Origin of the sequence: Nocardia arthritidis, assembly GCF_011801145.1 — a bacterium.
GTDB classification, from domain to species: domain Bacteria; phylum Actinomycetota; class Actinomycetes; order Mycobacteriales; family Mycobacteriaceae; genus Nocardia; species Nocardia arthritidis_A.
The window spans coordinates 6,432,571-6,456,713 of record NZ_CP046172.1 but is presented as its reverse complement, the minus strand read 5'-3'; the positions used below and the strand labels follow the sequence as shown (position 1 = coordinate 6,456,713).

Below are 24,143 nucleotides of genomic sequence, written 5' to 3'. Positions count from 1 at the left end.
ACGGCCGCACCGCCCCTCGGGCGGGGCGACCACCGCACCGCAACCTCCCAGGGCGATTCGAGAGATCTGCCGCGACACCCCGATCTATTCGGGTAGTGCGATCGTGGCGGTTGCGCGGGTGAAGACGGGGCGCCCGTCCGCCTGTGCGGTGAGGGTGATTGTCGCGGTGTAGTTGTCGACGGTCCGGACTCGGGCCGTGTAGGTCAACTGAGCGGGCCGTATCTCGCCGAGGTGGACGGGGTTGGCGAACTGAACCGCGTATGTCCCTGCCCAGCAAGGGGTTTCGAGTGCGGACGTGAGATAGGCGGCTCCGATGCCCATCGTGAGCATGCCGTGTGCGGCGACACCGGGCAGGCCCGCGGCGCGGGCGACGGTGTCGTTCCAATGGATGGGGTTGTTGTCCCCGGAGATGCCCGCGTAGTTCACCAGATCACCGCGGGCCAGGCGGACGGTTCGCGACGGGAAGTTTCGGCCCGCGAGCAGGATCGGCGACGGGGGCGCGAACGTGGTCACGTGCGCCGCCGAAAACCGCGGTGCGGGGATCTCGGCCGCGGACGCCGCGGTGACATCGGCTATCGGCGCTGAAATATCCTTCATCGCAACTGCTTCGGCGGCGTGGACGGACTCGGCGGTGGGGCGTTCGAGCAGTGTGGTGTGCACCGTCTGCACCGGTCCGGCATGACGTTCGCTGATGGTGGTGGTCACCACCATCAGGTCGCCGCCATCCGTCGGGTGGACCGAATCCAATGTGACGTCCCAGTACAGCCGGTCACCCGCCAAGGTCGGACGGTGCACACGTATTTCCTGTTCCACGTACAGCAATCGACTCGGCGGGCGCCCGGCGAGGACATCGCGCAGCATCGACCGCTGGGCCAGGGTGCCGGTCGAGGACGCGAAGGTCACCGGCGCGATCAGCGTCGGGTAGCCGAGCGCGCGGGCGGCCCGCTCGTCCCAGTGGGCCGGATGGAAATCCTGTACGGCGCGGGCGAATTGGCGAATGTTCTCGCGCCCGACCTCGTAGTAGTCGCAATCGTGCGGGGCCGAGGTCACGGCGCACCGGAGGCGTCGGTACGGCTTTTGCGGGCCACGAACAACCGCTGACCGTGTGCGGCCAGGGGATGGTCAGCGGGTGGGAGGGTGGGCAGTGGTGTGAGTCCGGCGGTGGCGAGTTCGGCTAGCCATTCGTTCTCGCGCAGGAAGATTCGGTCGGTGCCCGCCCGGACATCGGTCTGTCCCGGCTGTGTCCCGCCCGATCGCGCCGACATGAGGAAGTGCATGGACGCCAGCAGTTGGCAGTGCTCCCGGCAGGATTCGACGAAGATCAGGTAGCCGCCCGGGGTCAGCAGCTGGTGCACCGCGGCAAGCAATTCCCCGCAGTCCTGGGCGTTGTGCAGCACGTTGGCCGCCAGCACGATATCGCAGGGCGGCTGTTCGGGCAGGTCGCGATTGAGGTCGACGATGCCGTAGCGCAGCCACGGGTAGCCGGTGAACCGGTCGCGTGCCGCGGCGAGGAAGAAGGTGGACAGGTCGGTGAAGTGGTAGTCGACCGGAGCGTCGGCCAGTGCCGTCACGATGTCGGCGGTGGTGCCGCCCACCCCGGCCCCGAGCTCCAGAATCCGGACCGGAGTGCGCCCGGTGGCCAGTTCCGTGACGGCCCGCACGACGAATTCCCGTGCGGCGACATTGAGATAGCCGTTGACCGGGTTGGTGCGGTAGGCGGCCTCCGCGGTCAGGAAGTCACCGTCGGGGAAGAGTAGCTCCTGGGCGAGCACCCGGTCGCGCAGCAGCATCGGCAGCTGGTCATCGGCCTGCGCGAAGAATCGGGCGAGCTGCGGGGCGAATCCCAGCTCGGAGCATACGTCGCGCAGATCGCGCCGGACCGGCGCGGGCGGTTCGCGCAGGAGCCCGTAGCCGCCGTCCGGCGTGACCTCGAGGAGGTTTCGGGCGGTCAGCTCGCGCAGCCAGCGGCGCAGCAGCCAGCGATGCCGCGGCGCGACCCGCAGGTGCCCCGCGATCTCGTCTTCGGTGCGAGATATGTTGTCGCGCAGCGCACTTCGCAGCACGCGGGTGATGGCGGCCAGCCCGTGCCGGTCGAGATCGTCGAGCGCCTCGGCGTACTGCCCGGTGGCGGAGACGGAATCGGAAGCCAGCCGTGCGATTTCGGTGACGTCGGTGCTCATCGGGCTGCCTCGGACCGCGCGCCCGGCAGTGGGGGGATGTTGTGATTGCAGCGGAGGATATTGTCCGGGTCGTACTCGGTCTTGATGTGCGTCAGCCGTCGGTAGCCGTCGAGCCCGTAGGCGTTGCGGATCCGTTCCGGGGCGGCGGTGCCGTCGAGGATGCCGATGTATGGCCCACCGGCGGAACAGTTCTGGACGGTTTCGGTGATCCGCGCGATCCAGCGGCGCGCGGGCGTCAGGTCGCATCCCGTCGGGCCGCCGGAGAAGACGACGAGATGGTATGCGGCGTCGTGATAGGCGAATGACGTTGCGCCGGAGGGCATTCGGCGGAGCGCGCCGCCCAATTGATGGATCGAGATCAGGGAATGGCGGGTCGGCATGCGCGCACCGAGGTCGACCAGTCCGTCGATGGTGCGATCGTCGAGCGCGCGCAGCCATTCGGTGCCGGTCGCGGTGGCATGCCCGGTGTGGAATGCCTGCTCGGTATTGCGTTGCAGCTCGGGATAACTCAACGGGCGCAGCAGATCCAATTCCGGCTCGCCGATGCGGCGCAGCCGATCCAGCACCGATCGGGCCTGATCGGCCGGTCCCAGATAGGACGCCGTGATGGCGGCCATGGGCGGACCCTCCGGTGAGGTGGGCGGCCAATGGATCAGGGTGGCGCGCAGGGAGAGTTCGGCCGGAGCGTCGACGGTGAATTCCCGGAAACCGGTCAGCACCGCGCGAGCGTCCGCGTATCTGTACAGCAGCGTGCCCGCGTAGACGCGGCCGATCGGATGCAGTCGCAGGTCGAGCGAGGTGACGATGCCGAAATTGCCGCCGCCGCCGCGCAATGCCCAGAACAGATCGGCATGCTGGTTCGCGTCCGCGGTCACCACGCGACCGTCGGCCGTCACGACCTGCGCCGCAAGCACATTGTCACAGGTGAAGCCGAAAGCTCGTTGCAGCCAGCCACTTCCGCCCGACAGCGCGGTGCCGATCACGCCGACGGTGGAGACGTCGGCTCCGGTGACCGCGAGTCCGTATGCGGCACAGGCCCGGTCGAATTCGACCCAGGTCACGCCGGGGGCTACGGTGGCGCGCCGGGTGACGGGATCGATGGTGATGTTCTTCAGCTCGGACATGTCGAGCATGATCGAGCGCGCGACCTCGGCGTGTTCTGCGACATCGTGCCCACCCGCGTGCACCGAGACGGCCAGACCGCGCTCGCGTGCGAAAAGCATTGCGGCCCTGATGTCCTCGATGTCCGCGCAGCGGACGATCGCGACGGGCCGGTGGTCGACGGCGGCGCTCCAGGTGTGCCGCCCGGCGTCGTAGCCGGGATCACCAGGCAGCGATACCACGCCGCGGCAGCAGGCGCGCAGGTCGTCGACCTGTTGTAGGGAGAGGGTCGTCGTCATGATCGATCGGGCTCCTCGGTGACCACGATGCGGGGCGCGAGGGTGGCGGGCAGCTCCCGGGCGAGGTGATCGGTCAATACCTCGGGTAGCCGCCGCCGCACGAAACGGGTGAAGGGGTCGTTGCAGCCGTCCGCCGTGTTATCGCTGGACAAAGCCGCTTCGGCCGAGTGCTCGGGTGCGCAGACGGCAAGACGGCTGCCGTCGGCCGAGTCGAGTTGCACCGTCCAGCCGACCGGCGCCGCGGTGGCCAGTTGCGCGGGGGTGACCGCGTCGGATTCCGCGCTCGCCAAGAGGGCGTTGGGGATGCCGGTCACCCGAGTGATCCGGTCCGGCAGCGTGCCGAGCCGTTGCTCGACCGTTCCGGCCGATTCCGCCCAGGCGAGCGACCGGTCGGGTGGCGGTGGGGGAGCGTCGACGGTGTAGACGATGTCGTAGCGGTAGCGGGTGAGCTCGGTGACCATTCGAAATGGCTTGGCGTAAACGGTAGTACGCACCGCGCGCCGGTGTGCGTCGGCAATGTGCGCGAAAACCTGTGGTGCGCACAGCAATTCCTCGTCGGTTGCGAGCCGGCGGGTGATGCGCGCCGCCAGGTCGGATTCGGGTAGTCCGGGGTTGCGGGTCGTTTCCAGCCAGCGGGCGAATTCGGGTGCGCTGGCGAGATTTCGGATATCGCCGACGACCACGGTTCCACCCGCGGCGACCAGGTCGAGCGCGTCGCCGACCACGGCGGTCAAATACTCCCGGTTCGGGAAGCACTGGGTGACGCTGTTGAGCACGATGCAATCCGGGTCGGGGTGGTCGGGATCGGCCGTGCGCAATGCGGCGCGCACGGGCGGTGTCGCGAGCTCATGTGCCGCTGCCCGCAGTACCTGTGCGCCGGGAGCGAGCTGCGCCCGAAGTCGCGCGACCACCGGCGCGGCCACGTCGAGCCCGATGTACGCCTGGACGTGCGGTTGGATGCGGTGTGCGAGCAGCCCACTGCCGCAGCCGATTTCGAGGACGATACGTGGTTTGCCACGCAGCGCCAGGCCGACGGCGTGCTCGATCCATTCGAGCATATGCTCCTGCGGAAAGGGCGCGCCGGTGTCGGAGGCCCGCCAACCGGACAGGTCGAGATCGTCGCGGTGGCGGTCGCGGTCGGCGGAGTACACGAACTCGTAGACGTGCTGCCAATGCGCGAGATGTTCGGCAAGCAGCGGTCCCGGCATCGGCCGCACCGCGATCGCCGAGGCGGCCGGTTGCACCGCGACCGTCTTGCGGTCCGGGCTCCACCGCGCGTCGCCGACCCACGGGTGCCCCTTCAACAGCGCTATGACCTCGTCGTTCACCGGTCGTGCACCTGTCCGGCGGGAGCGGTCGGACTGGTTGTCGGAGCCGCCAATTCGGCGGTGCCGAACATCCGGTACGCCCGCTCGGGATCGTTGGCGGCGTGCGCCCGCCCGGCGTGGGCGTCGCGCCAGAAGCGCTGCAGCGCGGTATCGGACCGCAGCGCGCGCCCGCCGGAGTTCTCGAACAGCCGGTCGATGGCGAAGATCGACCGCTCGGTGCCGCGCACCTGATCGCGCCGGGTCCGCGCTCGTTCGAGCATCGGGATGGGTTCGCGTCGGCGCGCGATATCGAGCAGCGCGTTCGTATTCCGGGTCAGCTGCAACCAGGCCGCGTCGATCTCGCTGGCGGCCTGCGCGATTCGCTCCAGTGCCGCCGAATCCTCGGCGAACGGTGTTCCGGTGAAACCGGTTTCCCTGCGCGCGTCGCCCGGCAGCGCGACCCGCACCCGGCCGCGCTGATGGGCCAGATGCGCCTCGTAGCCGCCCTGCGCCATACCGATGATGGCCGCGGTGATCGAATTGGGGTGGATCGCTCCGAACGGAATCCGGTACAGCGCGGCGTCATTGACCGCCTGACCGGGTGTGACGCATTTGGTGACCGCGTCCGAGTTCAGTACCCGATGCTCCGGCACGAACACATCCTCGACGAGGAGGTCGTTGCTGCCGGTGCCCCGGAGGCCGACCGTATGCCACACGTCGTCGATCGTGAAATCGGGCAGCGGCACAAGGAAGGTGGCGGATTCCACGGCGGCTCCGTCGTCGATCACCTTGGCGCCCAGCAGTGCCCACGACGCGTGGTCGCATCCGGAGGCGAAACCCCAACGGCCGCTGAGCCGGTACCCGCCGGGCACTCGAATCGCGGTGCCGGTCAGGGCATAGGACGAGCAGATGTGGGCGTCGGGGTCCGCATCCCACACGTCTGCCTGTGCGCGGGGATCGTACAGCGCCAGGTTCCACTGCGGCACGCCGAGCACCGATGCCACCCAACCGGTGGAGCCACACGCGCTCGCCAGCTGCCGGACGGCGGTGTAGAAGGTGACCGGATCGGCCTCGTGGCCACCGAATCGCCTGGGCCGCAACAGTTTGAAGAAGCCGGTCTCCCGCAATGCCTTGATCGAGGCGACCGGGATGCGGCGCGCGTCCTCGGTCTCCTGAGCCCGGTCGCGCAGCACCGGCAGCAGATCGTCGACGGCGGACAGCACGGACTCGGCGGTGTTGTCGCTCGAGCTTCGTTCGTTGCTTTGGACGGGACGGTCGTATCCGGTCATCGTGTACGCCTTTCTGTGGTGAATCGCAGCAGGCCGGTGTCGGCATCAGCGGAAACGGCACGCAGACCGACGGATTCGGCCTCGGCGGCGAGGCGCTCCGCGTTCGCGGGCCAGACCCGGTGCTCGGTGACGGCCTCCTGTAGCAGCCGGTCCTCGTGATAGGTGCGATAGGTCATGCGCCACACCAGGGATTCCGCGTCCACCGGGTCGGCCCGGCTCCAGCCCTCGTAGTGCAGCGCACCCGCGCGGGCGCGGGTATAGCGGCGCTCGGGCACCGCCAGCACCGCGCCCGGACGCTGAATCTCGACGACGGCATCGCCGCCCGGCGCGAGCGCCGCGGCGATGGTCGACCACACCCGGGGGCGGGCGGCGGGATCGAAATGGCCGATGACTCCCAGCGCGATAACCGCCGCACAGCGTCGCGGCAGCTCGGTATCGAGAAAACCCATGGGCAGCACGGTGATCCGCTCGCGCAGATCCTTGCGGGCGGCCAGCCGTGACAGCAGCACCGCCCGCATGGCGGGTGCGGGCTCGACCGCGACGACCTCGGCGTCGGGCAGCGCGTCGGCGATCATGGTCGTCGACAGACCGGTGCCCGCGCCGATGTCTACCACCGGCCCCGCGACGGTATCCACTTCGCTCAGCAGCGTGGCGAGCACCGGTTCGACCTGTGCCACATAGGGAGTCGCCATCAGGTCGTAGAACTCCGCCGCCGCGGCATAGGCGTCCACGCCGGTCACCTGCTCACTCATGCCTGCGCCTCGCTGGCGCTCGGCTCCGGCATGACTGAGCGACGCTCAGCTGCGCCCATGATTCGTTCGCTGCGCTCACTCATGCGCCCGGCCCCCACCTCGGAACCGGCCAGCGCCCGGGAAACCAGTCGCGCCACGGCATCGACGGCCGGTTCCGTGAGCAGGGCATAGTGATGCGCCGGGACCGAACGGATTTCGAGGCGGCCGCCGGTGTGCGCACCCCAGCCCAGATCCGGAAGGTCAGTGCAATCGTCCACGCCCATCCCGATTCCGGAGTTGCGCGGCGCGGGCAATTCCGCACGCACGATCAGTGTTTCGAGCTCATCGCCGTCGAGGCGGCCGGTGCGGTGGCCGCCGAGCGCCCGCAGGTGCCTGCGGAAGGCGTCCTCGCGCAGCCGCAGTATTCCGGTATCGCCCCGCCCGGCCAGCCCGGCCTCGGTCAGTATCCGGTCGGTCTCGGCGCGCCGCTGGGCCTCGGACAGCGACTCGAATCGCGCTGCGGCGGCGGCCGTTTCGAGGTCGACCTGCAGGAATGCTTCCAGTGAGCTGAGATAGCGTGACCAGAAGGCGAGATCGTCGGTGTCCGCGATGCGGTCGGCGATATTGGCGTCGATCAGGATCAGCACGGCGATCGCGTCACCGGCATCGCGGAGTCGGCGGGCGACCTCGTGCGCGACGATGCCGCCCATCGACCAGCCGCCGAGAACATAAGGCCCCGAGGGCTGATACGACCGAAGCACGGTTTCGTAGAGCCGCGCCAGCTCACCGATGCCCTCCGGTCCGGTCGCGCCGGACAGGGCCGGATCCTGGATGCCGATCACCGGCCGCACGGTGTCCAGCTTGCGCGCCAGATCCAGGTAGCAGAGCACGTCACCGCCGGTGGGGTGGATCAGGAACAGCGGATCCCCGGTGCCATCACGCAAGGTGACGGCGCAGTCCGCGGGCCCCGGCTCATGCCGAGCCGCCGCCGTCGCCGCGAGCGTTGGGTCGGCCAGGAATTCGCGCGGTGTGACGTGCAGTCCGAGTTCGGTACGGAGCCGGTTCAACATTCGGATCGCCAGCACCGAATCACCGCCCACGGTGAAGAAATCGGTCGATCGTGTCACAGTTGTCGCGTCGATTTCCAGCATGCGCGCCCACACCGCGGCGACCGCGCGTTCGGTGTCGGTGGCCGCGGGCCCGCTCACCGGCGGTTCGGTGGCGGCGGGCCGTTCCTCGTCGGCTCGCTCGCGCGGCGGCAATTCCACTGCCGCCGACCAGGATTCGGGATTGTCGATCAGCGCGGTGAGTTCGGCGCCGATGGCGGCGAAGAGGTCGTCGAGTACGCCCGGTGCGAACAATTCGGCGACCGCGTCCAGGTTGACCACCACCGCGTCGTCCCAATCCCATTGGAACACCTGCATATCCAGCGCTACCTGCGGCGTGCGCACCCGCTGATAGAAGTCCCGCAGCTGGATTGCGGCGGGCGTGCCGCCCGGCGGATGCAGTCCGAGCGTGCTGTGGAAGACCACCGGCGCCTGCGGTGCGGTATCGCGACGACGGCGGCCGAGTTCGCGCGCGATCTCCACGCCGGTGACCTGACCGTGGTCGAGCATGCGTGCCGTCGCGTCCTGCATGGTCCTTGCCAGGGTTACGAAATCGGCGTCGGCGGGCAGATCCACCTCGAGCAACACCGTCCCGGCGTACGGGCCGATGGCGTGGTCGAGATCACGGGGCAGATGTAAACGGTTGAGGTACAGCACATTCAGCAGGAACCGGCGATGTCCGGCGAGCCGCGCGAGGGCGATGGCGTAGCAGGTGGCGAAAACCGTTGTGGGGGTGACGCCGTAGGCGGTGCACCGCTCCCGCAGCACCGCCATCCGCTCGCCGGAGACCCACAGCTCGCGACGTTCCAGATCATCCGGGCGGGCCTGCTCGACCGGCATGGTGAAGGGCAGACGCGGCGCGGTGGGCAGCTCGTCGAGCCGGTCCCACCACCAGTCGCGCTGTGCCAGCCACTCCGGGTCGGAGCGCTGCCGGTCGATGGTCGCCACATAGTCGCCGAAATGCGCGGTGAGCGGTGGCAATACGGTGTTGGGATCATCGAGGTGGGTGAACAGTTCGGTGAACATCAGCTGTACCGACCAGCCGTCGGCCACCAGCAGACCGGTGACGATATGCAGGCTGAGTTCCCCGCCCGGCAGCAGCAGCGCCGCCATCCGGAACGGCCATGGATCCATGTCGGGGCCGGTGCGCTGCATTTCGGCGCGGATTTCGGCGCGCATACGCTCGATCTCGCCGATCGATGCCGTCCGCATATCGATCTCGGTGAGCGGCAGCCGGGCCAGGCGCGGATCGTCCGCCCGCAGCACCTGCTGTGTGCCGTCGGGCAGGAAGATCGCCCGCAGCATGGGTTGCCGATTCACCTGCCAGCGCACCGAATCCGCGACGGCGCTCGAATCGGCGCCCGCCAAGCGGAAATCGACGTACATGTGCGCGGAGTCGTAGCTCAGCGCCCAACCGTGCTGCTGACCGACCCAATACGCCTGCTGCAGCGGGGTGAGCGCGAACGGCGCGTCCGGATCGTCTTGCCGCACAAGGTCGATGCTCGCGACCATGCCGCCGGACCGCCGTTCACCGACATAGGCCACCAACTGCGCCAGGGTCTGATCGCCGACCAGGTCGACCACCGGGACCGCGACGCCGAGCCGCCCGCGCACCAGGGTGGCCATCCGCACCGCGAGCACCGAGTCGCCGCCGAGACCGACGAAGGTGGAATCGCCGGTGACACTCGCGGATTCGATGCCGAGGACCTGGGTCCAGATCTCCGTCACGGTCTCGGTCACGTCCGCGCCGCTTCCGGCCAGGTTCGGGCCGTCGCCGGATGTGTCCCAGCTGCCCGCGTCGTCCACGAGACGGCGCAGCCAGGTCACGTACGCGTCGAACGCGGTATCGGCGGCGTCGGCGTCCAGCACGGTTTCCAGCACGTCCCACTGCAGTTGCAGGGCTCCCGCCTGCACGAAGGCCTGGTGGTCCAGCCAGACCTGCGGAGTCTGGCTGACGCCGTGCACGATTCGCCCGGCCCATTCCAGATCGGAAGTGCCGCCGACCAGTTCGCCGACATCCAGGGCGCTGGTGAATACCACCGGAAGTAGTTGCCGCTCACCGGTCTTCGTCGACTTCTCGGCCAACAGGTCCAGGGCCGACCAGCCGCGGTGATCGATGTCTTCGAACAGGCGCCGCTGTGTGCGAGCGGCCCGCTCGGCGAAGGACTCGCCGCCGCGCTCGACCTCGTGCGCCAGCAGAGTGGTGAAATCGCCTATGGCGGACTCGATTCCCGGCAAGGTCACCGGCCGGTCGACCAGGGTCAGCATCAGCGCGAACCGCTCGTCGCCGGACCAGGCGGCCAGCACATCGGCGTAGGCGGTGAGCAGCACCGCGGACGGCGTCACACCGTGCTCGGCGCAGCGGCTGCGGAGGGTGTCCCACTCAGCAGGGGACAGCTGCCCGCCGCGGCGGGCGAACCAGGGGCGGGATTGGGTCCGGATACGCGTCGGCAGCGCGGGCGGTCCGGGGATGGTATCCATCCGTTCCCGCCAATAGTCCACTGCCCGTTGATGTTCGGCTGTGCCCGTGTGGGTGGACAGGTGGGTGAGGTAGTCCGGGAAGCCGGTTCGGATCGGCGGCAGCGCCGCATCCGGGTCGTCATAGTAGGCATGGAGGTCGCGGTCGAGCACAAGGAAGCTGGCCGCATCGCAGATGAGCGCGTCGATGCCGAAGAAAATGCGGGTAGTGGTGTCGTCGATGCACGCCGCGCGAATATCGAAGAGCGGCCATCGATCCGGCCGGTGCACCCGATGCGACAGCTGCCGCCGCAGGTCCGCCAGCGCGCTCTCCCGCTCCGCGGGTGGCAGATCGGTGAGATCGTGCCGCCGGACCCGATATTCGGGCACCCGATCGAGCACGCGATTGCGACCGTCGTCGGTGATCACCGCGCGCAGCATGTCGTGGCGGTCGATGAGCCGGTTCCATGCCAGCTGGTAGCGCGCGAGATCGAGGTCGTGGCAGTCGTATTCGAGGTAGATGTGACATGAGACATCGCTCAGCCCGAAGGCCCCGGAACGGCCGACCCAGTAGGCGTGCTGCACGCGGGTCAACGGGAAGGTCGCCTCGCTTCCGACCACTTTGTGCACCGACTGTTCCTGCACCACAACAGGATTCGGTGAGGTAGCCGTAGGAGCACGGCGAGCGATCAGCTCCGCGAAGGCGGCGACGGTCGAATGCGTGAGCAGCTCACGCAGCCGGATGTCGGCTTGTTCGCGATCGTTGAGCAGATCGAGCATGCGGGTGGCGAGCATCGAATTCCCGCCCAGCGCGAAGAAATCCGCGTCCGGCGTCGACACCGGCAGCCCGAGCAGCTCCGTCCACAGATTCGCGACCAGCTGTTCGCCCATGGTCAGTGTCCCACTCGGGGCCGTGTGCTGCTCTGTTACGGCGAGAGATCCGCGTTGCGGCGCACCGGCTTCGGCCGAGTGCGCCTGCGGTCCGGCTGTCGCGCCGAGCGGTGTCCCGTTGCGGTCCGCATCGAGTGCGTTCGTCGCGATTCCGATGGGTTCTGGGCCGGAATCTGCCGTGGTGGAGAAGGTTTCGGCAGCGAATACCGGGGAGTGACGATCGGGATGCTCGGTCGGGTCGGCCTGCCCTGGCGCGGTTTGCGTGGTCGTCTGGACGGGATCATCGACAGGTGGATCGATCCATAGTCGGCGGCGCTGGAAAGGGTAGTCGGGCAGCCGGACTCGCCGACGCTTCCGATGCAGTGCCTCGGCATCGAAATCGGCTCCCGCGCACCACAGTTGGCCCACGGCGGTGAGCAGCGCGGCACGGTCGGAATCGCCCGCGCTGTTCTCATCGGCTCCGGGCAGGGTGGTGAATGCGGCCGTCAGTCCGGCCGGAGCATTCCGCCGGGCGAGCGAGGCGAGGGTGGCACCGGGACCGATCTGAACCACGATGGTGGGCTCGGCGCCCGCCGCCGCCCGGATCGCGGTACGGAATTGGACAGGCTCGCACAGCTGGCGCACCCAGTGCTCGGCATCGGCGAACCGGATCGCCGCACCGGTGAGCGTGCTGTACAGCGGAAGCCGAGCCGGCGAGAGGGCGGCCCGGGCTGCGGCGTCGCGCAGCGCGTCCACGGCCGCCGCCACGGCGGGGGAGTGCAGTGCGGCGTCGATGCGCAGCCTATTGGTGTGTATCCCGACACCCGTCAACACGAGCGTGAGATCGTCGATTGCCGCGGCCGGACCGGACACGACGCACGAATCGGCGGCGTTGATCGCGGCGATCGCGACCTTCGGATGGTCGGCCAGCACGTCCCGCAGGTCGGTTTCACCCAGCGCCACGGCGAGCATCGCGCCGGGTGCGGTCCGCGCCACCGCGCGGGAGCGGACCGCCACCAGCCGTGCCGCGTCGGCGGCGCCGAGCATCCCCGCCGTCACCGCGGCCGCGTATTCGCCCAGGCTATGACCGAGCACCGCATCCGGCTCGATTCCGAAGCCGCGCAAGGTCGCCGCCGTGGCCAGCGATACCGCGAACAGCGCGGGCTGGCCGTAGCGCACATCGTCGGCCTCGTGCCGCGGCGCGACGCCGGTTACGAGGTCACGAATGTCGTAGTCCAGCACCGGTTTCACGGCGTTCGCGCATTCGTCGATCATCGCGGCGAAGACCGGCTCGTCCCGGTACAGCCCCGCGCCCATGCCCGAATACTGTGCGCCCGCACCGGGAAAGGCGAAGACGATCCCGGGTCGCGGCGACGGTAACTGCCGCAGCGCCACCCGGTCGGGTTCGCCCGAGCGCCCGGTCCACACCGCCGCGGCGCGCCATCCGCTGTCCGTGTGCGCGCCGCCTGCCAGCGTGAAGGCGTAGTCGGCGGGTGAGTCCGGGGCCAGCTGCTCCAGCTGCGCCCGGCAGCTCTGTTCGGACTTGCCGGATACCACGAACAGCTGTGCGCGGTCGTCCGGCTCGCCCCGCTCGGAGCCGATCGGTTCCTCCAGGACGACATGGCAATTGGTGCCGCCGATCCCGAAGGAACTCACCCCCGCGATCCGGGGCCGCTGCCGGTCGGGCCAGTCGCGGGTGTGCCCGGCGACCTCGAAAAGGCCCTGATAGCGGGCCAGGTCCGGATGGACAGGATCGGCGTACAGCGTGGCAGGGATGCGGCGATGTTCCAGCGCGAGCGCGGTTTTGATCAATGCCGCGATGCCCGCGGCCGAATTGGCATGCCCGATATTGCTTTTCACCGAGCCGATGGCAATCGGCTCGGGCTCTGAGCGATCGGCGAAAACCGCTGCCAATGCCGATAATTCGATCTGATCGCCGAGTGCGGTCGCGGTGCCGTGCGCCTCGATGAGGCCGACGTCGTCGGCCCCGACACCCGCGGCGGCGAGTGCCTCGGCGATTACCCGAGCCTGACCGTTGACCGACGGTGCGGTGAAGCCCGCCTTACCCGCCCCGTCATGGTTCACCGCACTGCCGCGCAGCACCGCGTAGATCGGATCGCCGTCGGCGAGCGCCTCGGTCAACCGGCGCAGCACCACCACGCCGACACCCTGGCTGTGCACCATCCCCGACGCGTCCGCGCCGAAGGTCCTGGTGCGGCCGTCGGCGGCGAAGATGGAATCCGGTACATGCAGATAGCCGCGCCCCTGCGGCACGATCAGCGATACACCGCCGGCGAGTGCGGCATCGCATTCCCCCGACAGCAGCGACTGTGCCGCCATATGCACAGCCACCAGGGAGGTGGCGCAGGTGGCCTGCACCGCCACCGCGGGACCGGTGAGATTCAACCGGTAGGCCAGCTGCTGCGGGAAATAGTCGGTGAGCGCGCCGGTTTGGGCCTGCAGCAATCCGATCGGATCATGCGCCGCCGCACGGCGATACGCGGCGAGGTTGGACTCCAGATACTGGCTGTGCGATGCCCCGGTGAATACGCCGACCGCGCCGAGCCCGCCGCCGCCGGAGTGCCCGGCATCGCCGAGGGCGTTCCACGCGCATTCGAGCAGTAGGCGCAGCTGTGGGTCGAACAGCGCCGCGTCCGCGGGGGTGAGCCCGAAGTGGTCGGGGTCGAAGCGATCCTGATCCTCGATGACACCGCCGACCGGCACGTAATTGCGATGCCCGCGCAGGGATTCGGGCACACCGGCCGCGGCCAGTTCCTCGTCGCTGAACCGCTGCAAACCGGTACGGCCGGAGCTGATCAGATCCCAGAACGCGGCCAGATTCGCCGCGCCGGGGAAACGGCAGGCCATGCCGATGATGGCGATACTGTCGGTCATTTCCTCAGTCACGAGACGATCTCCAACTCCGAAATCACGGTGGTCTTTCCCTGTGCCAGCGCCAGCACCGGACACGACTGTTCGACGAGTCGCTGTAGCTCCCGGTAGCGCCCGGGGTCGTCGGGCCCGCTCACCTCGGCCCGCATGCGTATCTGGCCGGGCCGGGTGGCCGCGTCGAACCCGAAGACCGGGCCCATATCCAGCAGGCCCTCGACTTCGATTGCGAGGGAATCGATCTCGACTCCCAGCCGGGCGGCGTGAAAGCGATACGTGACGACCTGGCAGGTGCCGAGCGCCGCGAGGGCGAGTCCGATCGGATCCGGCCCGGTGTCGGTGCCCCCGGCCGCCATCGGCTCGTCGACCCGCACGGTGTGGCCGCCGATGCGGACGTCCACCTGCGTGGGTGTGCCGGTGCGATGTTCCGCGCGGGCGGCGAAGCGCTGGCGCCGATCGTCACGGCGGGACAGGGTCGTGCGGATGCGGTGCACGGTGTCAGTGAGCGACATACGATGTCGGCCTCGCTTTCGAACGATGGCTGCGCCGACGGCGCCCGCGCGCATCGGCGTCGGTGAGATCTATTCCGGCGCGTAAGGATTCGGCGCGGCTTTCGATCCGCGCCGGGTTCCGGTCGCGGGATCGGCCCGCGATCCACATCGCTAGCCGGTGGATCGATCCGAGCCGGAAGATATCCGGAACCGTCAGCGCCGGAGCGAGATCGCGCAGTCGGCGGTGCGCGCGCACCAGGGTCAGCGATGTCGCACCGAGGTCGTAGAAGGCGGTGGTCGTGGCGACTCCGGGGCCGAGCAGTTCGGTGAATACGGCGAGGACCGCGCGCTCGATATCCGCGGCACCTTCGAGCCGTTCCGGCGCTGTTGTGGGCCGCAGCTCGATGAGACTCGTTGCGGAGCCGGGCATTTCGATGGTTTCGAGATCCAGTTCCGGAACGGCCGCGCGCAGTGCGCGTGCCAACTCGCCCGCCTTCGCGAGCGCCGTCGCTCCCTGGGCATCGCCGGGCTCGAATCGCACCGCGACGGTCAGCCCGAAGTCACCGGCCTGTCGCACGGCCTCGGTCAGCCAGCTCGCGTCGACGTGCGGGAGTGTGTCATCGGCGGTCGCGGGCAGTTCGGCGAATGCCGTATCGCCGTTGCGGCGGAAGGGATTCGGCAGATTCGCGACATCGACCTTGCCGTTCGAGGTGAGCGGGATGGCATCGAGCTGAATCCAGTGGCTCGGCACCATGTATCGCGGTAGCCGCGTCGCCGCGTAGGCGGCCAGTTCCCCTTGATCGAGGCGCGGTGACTCTGTGACGAGATAGGCGACCAGACGCGGCCGATCGTCGGGGCCGGGCACGGCGGCCGCCACACAGCGGCGGATACCGGGGAACCGGGTCAGCGCCGCCTCGATCTCGCCGAGCTCGATGCGGTGGCCGCGGATCTTGACCTGGCGATCGGTGCGTCCGAGGAATTCGATCGCACCGTCGACCCGCCATCGACCCAGATCCCCTGTCCGGTAAAGACGTTCGCCGAGTACGGGGTCGTGCACGAATCGGCGCGCGGTCTGTTCCTCGTCGCCGACATAACCTCGAGCCAGCCCGGCCCCGCCGATATGCAACTCGCCCGGCTCGCCGACGGCACACGGACGGCCGTCCTCGTCCAAGATCAGGAAGAACTGGTCGCGCAGGGCCCGCCCGTACGGGATACTCGTCCACTCCGGCGCGATCTGCTCGATCGGATAGCAGATCGACCAGATCGACGCCTCCGTCGCACCGCCCAGACTGATCACCCGGAGCTCGGGGACCAGGGCGCGCAGCCGGTCCGGCAGCGAGATCGGAATCCAGTCGCCCGAAAGCAGCATGATCCGCAGCGACCGCAACAGTGCCGCGGCGGCCGGATCCGCCTCGGCGTATTCGACGAGCATCTCGGCCACCGCGGGAGCGGTGTTCCACACCGTAATACCGTGTGCCGCAATCAGATCGCACCAATGCCCCGGATCACGCTGCCGATCCGCGTCGGGTAGCACCAGCGCGCCACCCGCGCCGAGCACACCGAACAGGTCGTAGACGGACAGGTCGAAACTCAACGCCGACAAGGCGAGTACCCGGTCGCCGGGACCGATATCGAACCGGTCGTTGATGTCGTCGATCGTGGTGCGCGCGGCGCGATGCTCGATAGCGACGCCCTTGGGTTCGCCCGTCGAACCGGAGGTGAAGATGACGTACGCCAATTCGTCCGGTGCGGCGCGTGCCGGTTCGACCGTGTCGCAGGGGGAGTCGTCGATGAGATGTGCGGTCACGCCCTGCGGCAGCCGGGTCACGGACTTCGCGGTAACCAACGCGTGCACGATTCCCGCACGGCGGCAGGCGGATTCGATCCGAGTATCCGGCCAGTCCGGCTCGATGGGCACGAATGTGCCTCCGGCCCAGAGTATTCCGTAGACCGCGACGACCTGCTCCTCGGATTTCGGTGCGACCACCGCCACGCGCTCGCCGGGGCGAACCCCGGCGGCCGCCAGGCGGGCTGCGACGTTGCGGGAGCGAGACAGCAGGTCGGCGTGGGTGATCGTGCCGTTCGTTCCCAACACGGCGGGGGCGTGCGGCCGGTCATCCGCCGCGCGCACCTGCGGGTCCATGATCAGCGGCCCGCCACCGGTCTGCGCGTGCGGCGGCGGTTTCGGCTCGAAACTCGGATCCCAGCCGAGATCGACAGTTGTCCAAGCCTTCTCGTCGGCCGACAGTCGACGCAGCAGGCGCACGTAGGCGGCGAGCATCCCGGCGACGAATTCGGCGGGTAGCACCTCCACCACCGCGTCCCAGGCGATCCGCAGGCCACCTGCCTCGTCCCAAACGATGTGATCGAGCACCACCTGCGGCGTCTGCGACACCCCGAACACCTCCGTGCCGAGCCAGCGCGCGGCCGGATATTCGGCTTGACCGAGCCCGACACCGCTGGTGAATACGACCGGATAGCGTGGCGCGAGATCACCGGCTTGGCTGCGCTGCACCTCGACGCCGCTGTAGGAGCGATGTTCCAGATCGGCCCAGAACCGGGCATTCACCTGGGTGGCGAAGTCGGCGAAACCCCGCCAGGACCGTGGATCGAGCGCGGGTAGTTCCACCAGGGCGGTGGTGCTGAAATCGCCGACGACGCTGTGCTCGGCGGGATCGAGGCGATCGAACAGGGTGGTGTTCAGGCAGAACGGCTCGCTCGCGCCCCAGCGGGTGAGGGTGAGCCCGAACGCGGCCAGCAGCACGGCGGTGGGGGTGAGTCCGTGGGTTGCCGCTCGGGCGGTCAGTGCCGACCATTCGTCGGCCGCCAATTCGGCCGGATGCCGACGGAAGGTCGGACATCGAACCTGTTCGGGCGCAACGATATACGGTAGGCGCGGTCCGGCAGGAAGCCCCGGCGCACGCGTCTGCCAGTAGTCGCGATCGCGCTCGCGGCGTGCCGCCTCGGCAGTGCCGCGCTCGTGCAGGATGCGCAGGAACGATTCCGTCGCAGGCAGATTCGTGGCCGGATCGGTGACCAGCTCGCCCCACTGGCGCATGAGCAGGATCCAGCTCGCCATATCCAGCACGATGATGTCGAATCCCACGAACAGCCGCAGTCCGCCGCCGGGCAGCACGGCCGCGTGGATATCGAACAGCGGCCAGACCGCGGTGTCGCGCACCTGATGTGACTTGTCGCAGCGCAATTCGTCGAGCACTCGTGCGGCGTCGGCGGGCCGGTCGCGCAGATCGGTCACGCCGATCCGGTAACGCCGCCCGGGCGGCTCCACGCGCTGACGGCCGTCGTCGGTGATCGTGGCCCGCAGCATCTCGTGCCGGTCCACGAGCCGATTCCATGCGTCCTCCAGGGCGGCGATCTCCGCCGCCGGGTCCGCTGCGACGAAATGTTCTGGGGCTCGGTCGAATTCGAAGTAGTAGTGGGTGGTCACGCCGCCCAGCGGCATATCCGGGTCCCGGCCGACCCAATAGGACGCCTGAATCGGGGTCAGTTCCGCCTCGACCGGGGTTGCGTCGCCGGTGAATGTCACTGCCGGACCGGCGATTACGGGCACGTTGTCGGCACTTCCCGGTGTGTGCCGCTCGACCTGCGCGATCAGCGAGTCGAGCGTGGCACCGACGAACGATTCCAGCGGTACCCTGACGCCCAACCGCTCGCCCAGTCGCAGATGGAGTCGCACGGCGAGGAACGAGTCCATGCCCAACTCCTGCAGCCGTTGTGCCGTGGGGATTTCCTGTGGATCGATATCGAGCACCGTTGCCACGCACCGTCGCACTTCGTCTGCTGCCGTCACTATCTCCAGCCCTTGCTCAATGAAGCCATCGGGCCTAGATTAATGAAAACGAATGTCATTAGCAACGGCGGCGCGAATATCGCCGCCATGGCTCCGCGTGCGCCGGAGGGGATGAAATATGTTGGTGGAACCTGGATCCCGGGATCCTGCGGGATCCGCGCCGACGGCTGCGGACCTCGACCACTACCGGTTGCTCGGCAGGTCGGGGCTGCGGGTCTCGCCGCTGGCGCTCGGGACCATGACCTTCGGCACCGAATGGGGCTGGGGCGCAGCCAAAGACGAAGCGCGCCGAATCTTCGACGGCTACACCGGCCGCGGTGGCAACTTCATCGACACCGCCAGTGGGTACACCGGCGGCACCGCCGAGGAATGGGTCGGCGAATTCGCCGCTCCCATGCGTGAAAGCCTGGTGCTGGCAACGAAATACAGTGCGCTGCGCCGACTCACCGATCCGAACTCCGGCGGCAACCATCGCAAGAGCATGATCGCCTCGGTCGAGGCCAGTCTGCGCCGCCTGCGCACGGACTACATCGACCTGCTGTATCCGCACCTGTGGGACGGGCTCACGCCGGTCGAGGAGATCATGCGCGGCCTCGACGACCTGGTGCGGGCCGGCAAGGTGCTCTACGTCGGCATTTCGAATACCCCCGCCTGGCAGGTGGCCCGCATGCAGACGATCGCGGAGTTGCGGGGTTGGTCACCGCTGGTGGCCCTGCAAATCGAATACAACTTGATAGAGCGGACCGGTGAGCGCGAACTCGTGCCGATGGCACAGGAATTGGGCTTGGGCGTGGTGGCCTGGTCGCCCCTGGCCGGTGGCGTGCTGACCGGCAAGTACCGGGCCGCCGACCTGGACGCGCCGGACACCTCGGGCGGATCCCGGAAAAGCCTTGCCGCGGCGAATGATTCGCTAACCGAACGGGGACTCGCGCTGGCCGCGCTGGTCGGTGCGACCGCCGAGGAGCTGGGACGCACGCCCGCCCAGGTGGCGCTGGCCTGGGTGCTGCGCAATCCGGCGGTGACCGCGCCCATTCTCGGCGCCCGCACCGTCGCCCAGCTCGACGACAATCTGGCCGCGCTCGGCATCGAATTCGACGACCATCAGCTGCGCCGACTGGATACGGCCTCCGCCGTCGACCCCGGCTTCCCGCACAACTTCCTCGCCCGCCCGCTGGCCCGTCGCACCGTATTCGGCGACCTGCGCATCGCGCGGTAGCCCACCCGACTCGAAATGAGGTAACTCCCGATGCCCGGCATCGCCGACATCTTCACCGACCGCATCCTGAAGAGCCCGCGCGGCCCCATCGCCCGGTTCTGGTGGCGGGATATGAAGGCCCACCACGACATCTTCCGCACGACCCTGCGGGCGCTGGCGCTCACGCCCGAGGACAACCTCGTCGAAATCGGTTGCGGCGGAGGCACCTTCATCCACTGGGCACTGGAATCCGGCTGCCGCGCAACGGCGGTGGACCACAGCGCCGACATGGTGGCGCTCACCGAGCGGAACAACGCCGACGCCGTGCGAACCGGCCGGCTCGAGGTCGTCAACGCAACCGCCGAGGCCCTCCCGCTCCCCGACGCCACCTACACCGCGGCCGCCCTGATGAATGTCCTTTTCTACCTGGACGCCCCGCGCGCCCTGACCGAACTGCACCGCATCCTCGCCCCCGGCGGACGACTCGTCCTGCACACGGTGGCCCCGAACCCGCCCTCGAAAATCGCCCCGCCCCCTGTCGCCCGCCGCATGCATTTGCGCACCGATGACGAACTCCACACACTGCTCACCGACGCCGGATTCACCGATGTGCGAATAACGCGGGTAGACAACACGTTTCAACTCGCCACCGCGCTCCGGCCGCTGCCTGCGGGGGAGTAGGGACGGAACTACGGGATTCAGGCGGTCGACCCGGCGTATCGACATAGGCTTCGACGTATGAGCAGTCGCGGTATGGGTGCCCGGGCGATGGCCTTCCTCGGACGGAAAATAGGTGGGGGACAATTTGATTGGTACAACGGAAGAATCGTCGCCATCACCGGCGCCGGCTCGGGGATAGGCCGCGAACTGTCGTTGGAACTGAGCCGCCGGGGCGCGCACCTGGCGCTGGCGGATATCGACGCCGCGAAGGTCGGTGAGACGAAACAGCTGTGCACGGGATCGGGACGGGTCGAGATCAGCCAGACCGACGTCCACGACCGTGACGCATCGAATGCTTTCGCCGCCGACACGATCGAGCGGTTCGGCAGGTGTGATGTCCTGGTGACCTGTGCCGGCATCTTGCATGTCGGTACTGTCGCGTCGACGCCGGACGCGGATTTCGAGACCGTGATGGGCGTGAATTTCTTGGGCACAGTCCATGTCACCAAGGCGTTTCTGCCGCACCTGCTCGCGACCGGTGAGCCCGCGCGGATCGCGAACCTGTCCTCGGCGCTGGGGTTCGTCGGCAGCGCCGAGCATGCCCCGTACGCGGCAAGCAAATTCGCGATTCGCGCGTTCGGTGAGAGCCTGCGCGCCGAACTGGCCGGGTCGAATGTGGCTGTGAGTGTTGTCTTTCCGGGTGGTATCCGGACTCCGATCTCGCGGGCGGCGCTGGTGGCTCCGGATGTCGACCCGCACAAGGTCATCGCGCGGTTCGAGCGGCGGATCGCGCGCACCGATGCCGATACGGCGGCCCGCGCGATCCTGGCGGGCGTCGAACGCGGTCGAGCCCAAGTCCTGATCGGTGCGGACGCGTGGCTGGCCACACTCGCCGCCCGCATCGCGGGTCCACACCATGATCGGGTTATCAACGCCGTCGCTAAACTACGGTCGAGATAGTTCATCGACGACCGGCGACGTGGGCTTCACCGCATCGCCGTGCCGCCACCCGATGGGTCATTTCCATTGGCGCAGTGTGGCTCTCGATTCGTGGTGGGGCGCCGCTGTGCGATGATTCGTACCGTGCGATCCGGTGACTCTTCGACCTCCGAGGGAAGCTCTCGGCTCGATGTCGTCGGGCTCGTCGCTCGCCCAGAGCTTTTCGAGCGTCTCGGTGCCGCGCGGGTGACCGTGGTGTCGGCTCCGCCCGGCTCCGGGAAGACGGTTTTGTTGCGGTCGTGGATCGCGGGGAAGGATCTGGCGGGCCGCGCCGCGCTGGTGCCGGTGCGGCGGGACGAGCGCGATCCGCAGCGGTTCTGGATCTCGGTCGTGGAGGCGCTGCGGCACACGGCGGTGGGGGCGCAGGTCGTGCGAACCGTATCGGCCGCACCGGAATTGGACGAATGGGCCCTGGTGGAGCGGCTGCTCGATGACCTCGCACAGCTGCCTGAGCAGCTCTGGCTGGTGATCGATGACGTACACGAGTTGAATTCCGCGGTGGTGCTGCACCAGTTGGAGTTGCTGGTGCTGCGGGCGCCGGCGACGCTGCGATTCGTGCTGGCCACCAGGCACGACCTGCGGATCGGTCTGCACCGGCTGCGGGTGGAGGGTGAGCTCACCGAGATCCGTCCCGCCGACCTGCGATTCACCCCGGCGCAGACGCGAGAACTGCTGGAGTTGGCCGGAATTCGGTTGCCCGATGCGGCGCTGGCCGCGCTGCACCGGCGGACCGAGGGCTGGGCGGCAGGGCTGCGCCTGGCCGCGCTGTCGCTGGCCGGGCGCGCGGATGCGGCCCGGTTCGCGGCCGAATTCTCCGGCAGTGAACGTACTGTCGCCGAATACCTGCTGGCCGAGGTGCTCGAGCGGCAGAGCGATCACGTGCGACGGCTGCTGCTGCGCACCTCGCTGCTGGAGCGGGTCAGCGGCGAGCTGGCCGACCTGTTGACCGGCGACAGCGGCAGCGAACGGGTGCTACAGGACCTCGAGCAGGCCAACGCCTTCGTCACCTCGCTCGATGCGGCCCGCTCGTGTTTTCGCTACCACCAGATGTTCGCCGATCTGCTGCGGTTGGAGTTGCGCCGCACCGCGCCCGACGAGGTCGCCGCGCTGCATCGGGTCGCCGCGGCGTGGTTCGCCGAGCACGGCTCTCCGATCGACGCGATTCGGCATGAGCTCGCGGCGCAGGACTGGGGCTCGGCGTCGCGCCTGCTGGCCGATCACTGGCCCAGCCTGCTGATGGACGGCCGAATCGGTACTGTCGCCGAACTACTCGCCGATTTCCCCGCTGCCGTCGTCGCGGGCGATGGCGAGCTGACGATGATGTCGCTCGCCGATGCCCTGCGACAGGCGCCCGTCGAAGCGGAGGAGCAGTACCTGCACCTGGCCGAACGTGCCGCGGCATCGGTGCCGACCGAACGCCGCGCCCACGCCCAACTGATGCTCGGGATCATCCGATTGCTGCTGGCCCGGCATCGCTGGAACCTGGCCGCGGCGACCGAGGAGGCGCGCCAGCTGAAGGCGGCGGCCGAGGAGTCGATGCCCGGCTCCGGCACGGACCTGCGCGCATTGGCCCTGGTCAGCCTGGGCACCACCGAATCGTCGATCGGGCACTTCGAAGCGGCCGTCGAACATCTGCGGCAGGGTGCGGAGCTGGCGCACCGGATCGGGCGGCCGTTCCTCGAATTCACCAGCCTGGCTTACCAGGCGATGACCGCGATGTTCGGCTCGTTTTCGGCGGCGATCGAATTCGGCGAGCGGGCAATGGAATTGGCCGCGCAGCACGGCTGGACCGACGAACCGGCGGCCGGTATCGCCGCCAATGCGCTTGCGACGACGATGGTTTGGCAGGGACGGCTGACGGAGGCGCAGAGCTGGCTGCGGCTCGCCGACCGCACACTGCGCGCGGCGACGCAGCCCGCGACGGGTATGGCGATCCGCAGTGTCCAGGGCATCGCCGAATTCGCGCGTGGCCGCAACGGCGAGGCGGTGGCCGCTCTGCTGGATGCCGAGCGGTTCGCCGCCCGGCTTTCCGAGCCGAACGTCATGGTTACCACCCTGCGGGCCTTCCGAATACTGGCTGTCATGCGCCACAGCGGAACCGAACATGCCGCGGCGATCCTCGAGGGCTTCGACGCGGCCGACCGGGAACGTGCGGAGCTGCGCCTGTCGCTGGCGGCGCTGCGGATCGCCGAGGGTGCGCCGCATGCCGCGCTCACCGCCTTGGCTCCGGTGCTCGACGGTTCGCTCCCGCTGCTCTGGCCGGGTTGGTTGACCCAAGGGTTCCTGCTGGAGGCGATCGCCCGCGCGGCGCTCGGGGAATCGGATGCGGCACAGGTCGCGCTCGAGCGCGCGCTCGACCAGGCCGAACCCGACGGGGTGCTGCTGTGGTTCCTGCTGCACCCCGTTCCCGAATTGCTGGAGCGGCGGGCGCGCGGCCGGACCGGCCACGCCTCGCTGATCCTCGAGATCCAAAATCTGCTCGGCACAGCGGAAGCCGTGCCCGCCGAACCGCGGACACCGTTGGAAGCGTTGAGCGACAGCGAGATTCGGGTGCTGCGTTATCTGCCGACCCAATTGTCCGCGCCGGAGATCGCCCGCGAACTGTCGGTCTCGCCGAATACCGTCAAGACCCACCTGCGCAACCTGTACGGCAAGCTCGGCGTCCATCGCCGCACCGATGCCGTCGGCCGCGCACGCACGCTCGGATTGCTCGCACCTGCTACCCGTCACCGCTGACCGTTCGAATTCCGCAGCGGCG

Annotated in this window: 13 protein-coding genes; 4 read left to right on the top strand and 9 right to left on the bottom strand. The window is 68.7% G+C overall.

Features of this window, described 5'->3' with window-relative positions:
- Nucleotides 1-84: 84 nt before the first annotated feature.
- The 9 genes from F5544_RS29100 to F5544_RS29060 are packed head-to-tail and all read right to left on the bottom strand — an operon-like array spanning nt 85 to nt 18,513.
- Nucleotides 85-1,050 carry an FAS1-like dehydratase domain-containing protein gene (locus tag F5544_RS29100; RefSeq protein WP_167476139.1) on the bottom strand — a complete coding sequence of 322 codons (966 nt, stop codon included), beginning with the start codon at nt 1,048-1,050 and terminating at the stop codon, nt 85-87.
- Nucleotides 1,047-2,180 carry a class I SAM-dependent methyltransferase gene (locus tag F5544_RS29095; RefSeq protein WP_167476138.1) on the bottom strand — a complete coding sequence of 378 codons (1,134 nt, stop codon included), beginning with the start codon at nt 2,178-2,180 and terminating at the stop codon, nt 1,047-1,049. Before F5544_RS29095 ends, F5544_RS29100 begins: the two co-directional genes overlap by 4 nt.
- Entirely contained in the window at nt 2,177-3,580 is a 1,404-nt protein-coding gene (locus F5544_RS29090) for an FAD-binding oxidoreductase (protein WP_167476137.1), read from the bottom strand. The genes F5544_RS29095 and F5544_RS29090 overlap by 4 nt, the downstream gene beginning before the upstream one ends.
- Complete coding sequence (locus F5544_RS29085; protein ID WP_167476136.1) at nt 3,577-4,908, bottom strand: class I SAM-dependent methyltransferase; 1,332 nt, start codon at nt 4,906-4,908, stop codon at nt 3,577-3,579. The genes F5544_RS29090 and F5544_RS29085 overlap by 4 nt, the downstream gene beginning before the upstream one ends.
- Entirely contained in the window at nt 4,905-6,176 is a 1,272-nt protein-coding gene (gene hsaA, locus F5544_RS29080) for a 3-hydroxy-9,10-secoandrosta-1,3,5(10)-triene-9,17-dione monooxygenase oxygenase subunit (RefSeq protein WP_167476135.1), read from the bottom strand. Before hsaA ends, F5544_RS29085 begins: the two co-directional genes overlap by 4 nt.
- Nucleotides 6,173-6,928, bottom strand: a complete 756-nt coding sequence (locus F5544_RS29075; RefSeq protein WP_167476134.1) for a class I SAM-dependent methyltransferase — start codon at nt 6,926-6,928, stop codon at nt 6,173-6,175. Before F5544_RS29075 ends, hsaA begins: the two co-directional genes overlap by 4 nt.
- Nucleotides 6,925-14,235, bottom strand: a complete 7,311-nt coding sequence (locus F5544_RS29070; protein WP_167476133.1) for a type I polyketide synthase — start codon at nt 14,233-14,235, stop codon at nt 6,925-6,927. Before F5544_RS29070 ends, F5544_RS29075 begins: the two co-directional genes overlap by 4 nt.
- Before the next feature lie 8 nt (nt 14,236-14,243).
- Nucleotides 14,244-14,741 (bottom strand): OsmC family protein, encoded by a 498-nt coding sequence (locus F5544_RS29065; protein ID WP_167476132.1) that lies wholly within the window; start codon nt 14,739-14,741, stop codon nt 14,244-14,246.
- Nucleotides 14,728-18,513 (bottom strand): amino acid adenylation domain-containing protein, encoded by a 3,786-nt coding sequence (locus tag F5544_RS29060; RefSeq protein ID WP_275107065.1) that lies wholly within the window; start codon nt 18,511-18,513, stop codon nt 14,728-14,730. The genes F5544_RS29065 and F5544_RS29060 overlap by 14 nt, the downstream gene beginning before the upstream one ends.
- Nucleotides 18,514-18,649: 136 nt before the next feature.
- On the opposite strand from F5544_RS29060, the gene F5544_RS29055 reads away from it, so the two are divergent.
- From F5544_RS29055 to F5544_RS29040, 4 genes are all read left to right on the top strand, one after another.
- Complete coding sequence (locus tag F5544_RS29055; protein ID WP_167476130.1) at nt 18,650-19,747, top strand: aldo/keto reductase; 1,098 nt, start codon at nt 18,650-18,652, stop codon at nt 19,745-19,747.
- A 30-nt stretch (nt 19,748-19,777) separates the two neighbouring features.
- The gene (locus tag F5544_RS29050) at nt 19,778-20,407 is read left to right on the top strand and encodes a class I SAM-dependent methyltransferase (protein WP_167476129.1); all 630 of its coding nucleotides are present in this window, start codon (nt 19,778-19,780) and stop codon (nt 20,405-20,407) included.
- A gap of 57 nt (nt 20,408-20,464) precedes the next feature.
- Nucleotides 20,465-21,346, top strand: a complete 882-nt coding sequence (locus tag F5544_RS29045) for an SDR family NAD(P)-dependent oxidoreductase (RefSeq protein ID WP_238846724.1) — start codon at nt 20,465-20,467, stop codon at nt 21,344-21,346.
- Between the two features lie 123 nt (nt 21,347-21,469).
- Nucleotides 21,470-24,121 carry a LuxR C-terminal-related transcriptional regulator gene (locus F5544_RS29040; RefSeq protein WP_167476128.1) on the top strand — a complete coding sequence of 884 codons (2,652 nt, stop codon included), beginning with the start codon at nt 21,470-21,472 and terminating at the stop codon, nt 24,119-24,121.
- Nucleotides 24,122-24,143 lie beyond the last annotated feature (22 nt).

Excerpts from the sequence above, each read along its gene's own strand:
- F5544_RS29095 (WP_167476138.1), bottom strand. The coding sequence starts at position 2,180 with ATGAGCACCGACGTCACCGAAATCGCACGGCTGGCTTCCGATTCCGTC.
- F5544_RS29090 (WP_167476137.1), bottom strand. The coding sequence starts at position 3,580 with ATGACGACGACCCTCTCCCTACAACAGGTCGACGACCTGCGCGCCTGC.
- hsaA (WP_167476135.1), bottom strand. The coding sequence starts at position 6,176 with ATGACCGGATACGACCGTCCCGTCCAAAGCAACGAACGAAGCTCGAGC.
- F5544_RS29075 (WP_167476134.1), bottom strand. The coding sequence starts at position 6,928 with ATGAGTGAGCAGGTGACCGGCGTGGACGCCTATGCCGCGGCGGCGGAG.
- F5544_RS29070 (WP_167476133.1), bottom strand. The coding sequence starts at position 14,235 with ATGACCGACAGTATCGCCATCATCGGCATGGCCTGCCGTTTCCCCGGC.
- F5544_RS29065 (WP_167476132.1), bottom strand. The coding sequence starts at position 14,741 with ATGTCGCTCACTGACACCGTGCACCGCATCCGCACGACCCTGTCCCGC.
- F5544_RS29055 (WP_167476130.1), top strand. The coding sequence starts at position 18,650 with ATGTTGGTGGAACCTGGATCCCGGGATCCTGCGGGATCCGCGCCGACG.
- F5544_RS29050 (WP_167476129.1), top strand. The coding sequence starts at position 19,778 with ATGCCCGGCATCGCCGACATCTTCACCGACCGCATCCTGAAGAGCCCG.
- F5544_RS29045 (WP_238846724.1), top strand. The coding sequence starts at position 20,465 with ATGAGCAGTCGCGGTATGGGTGCCCGGGCGATGGCCTTCCTCGGACGG.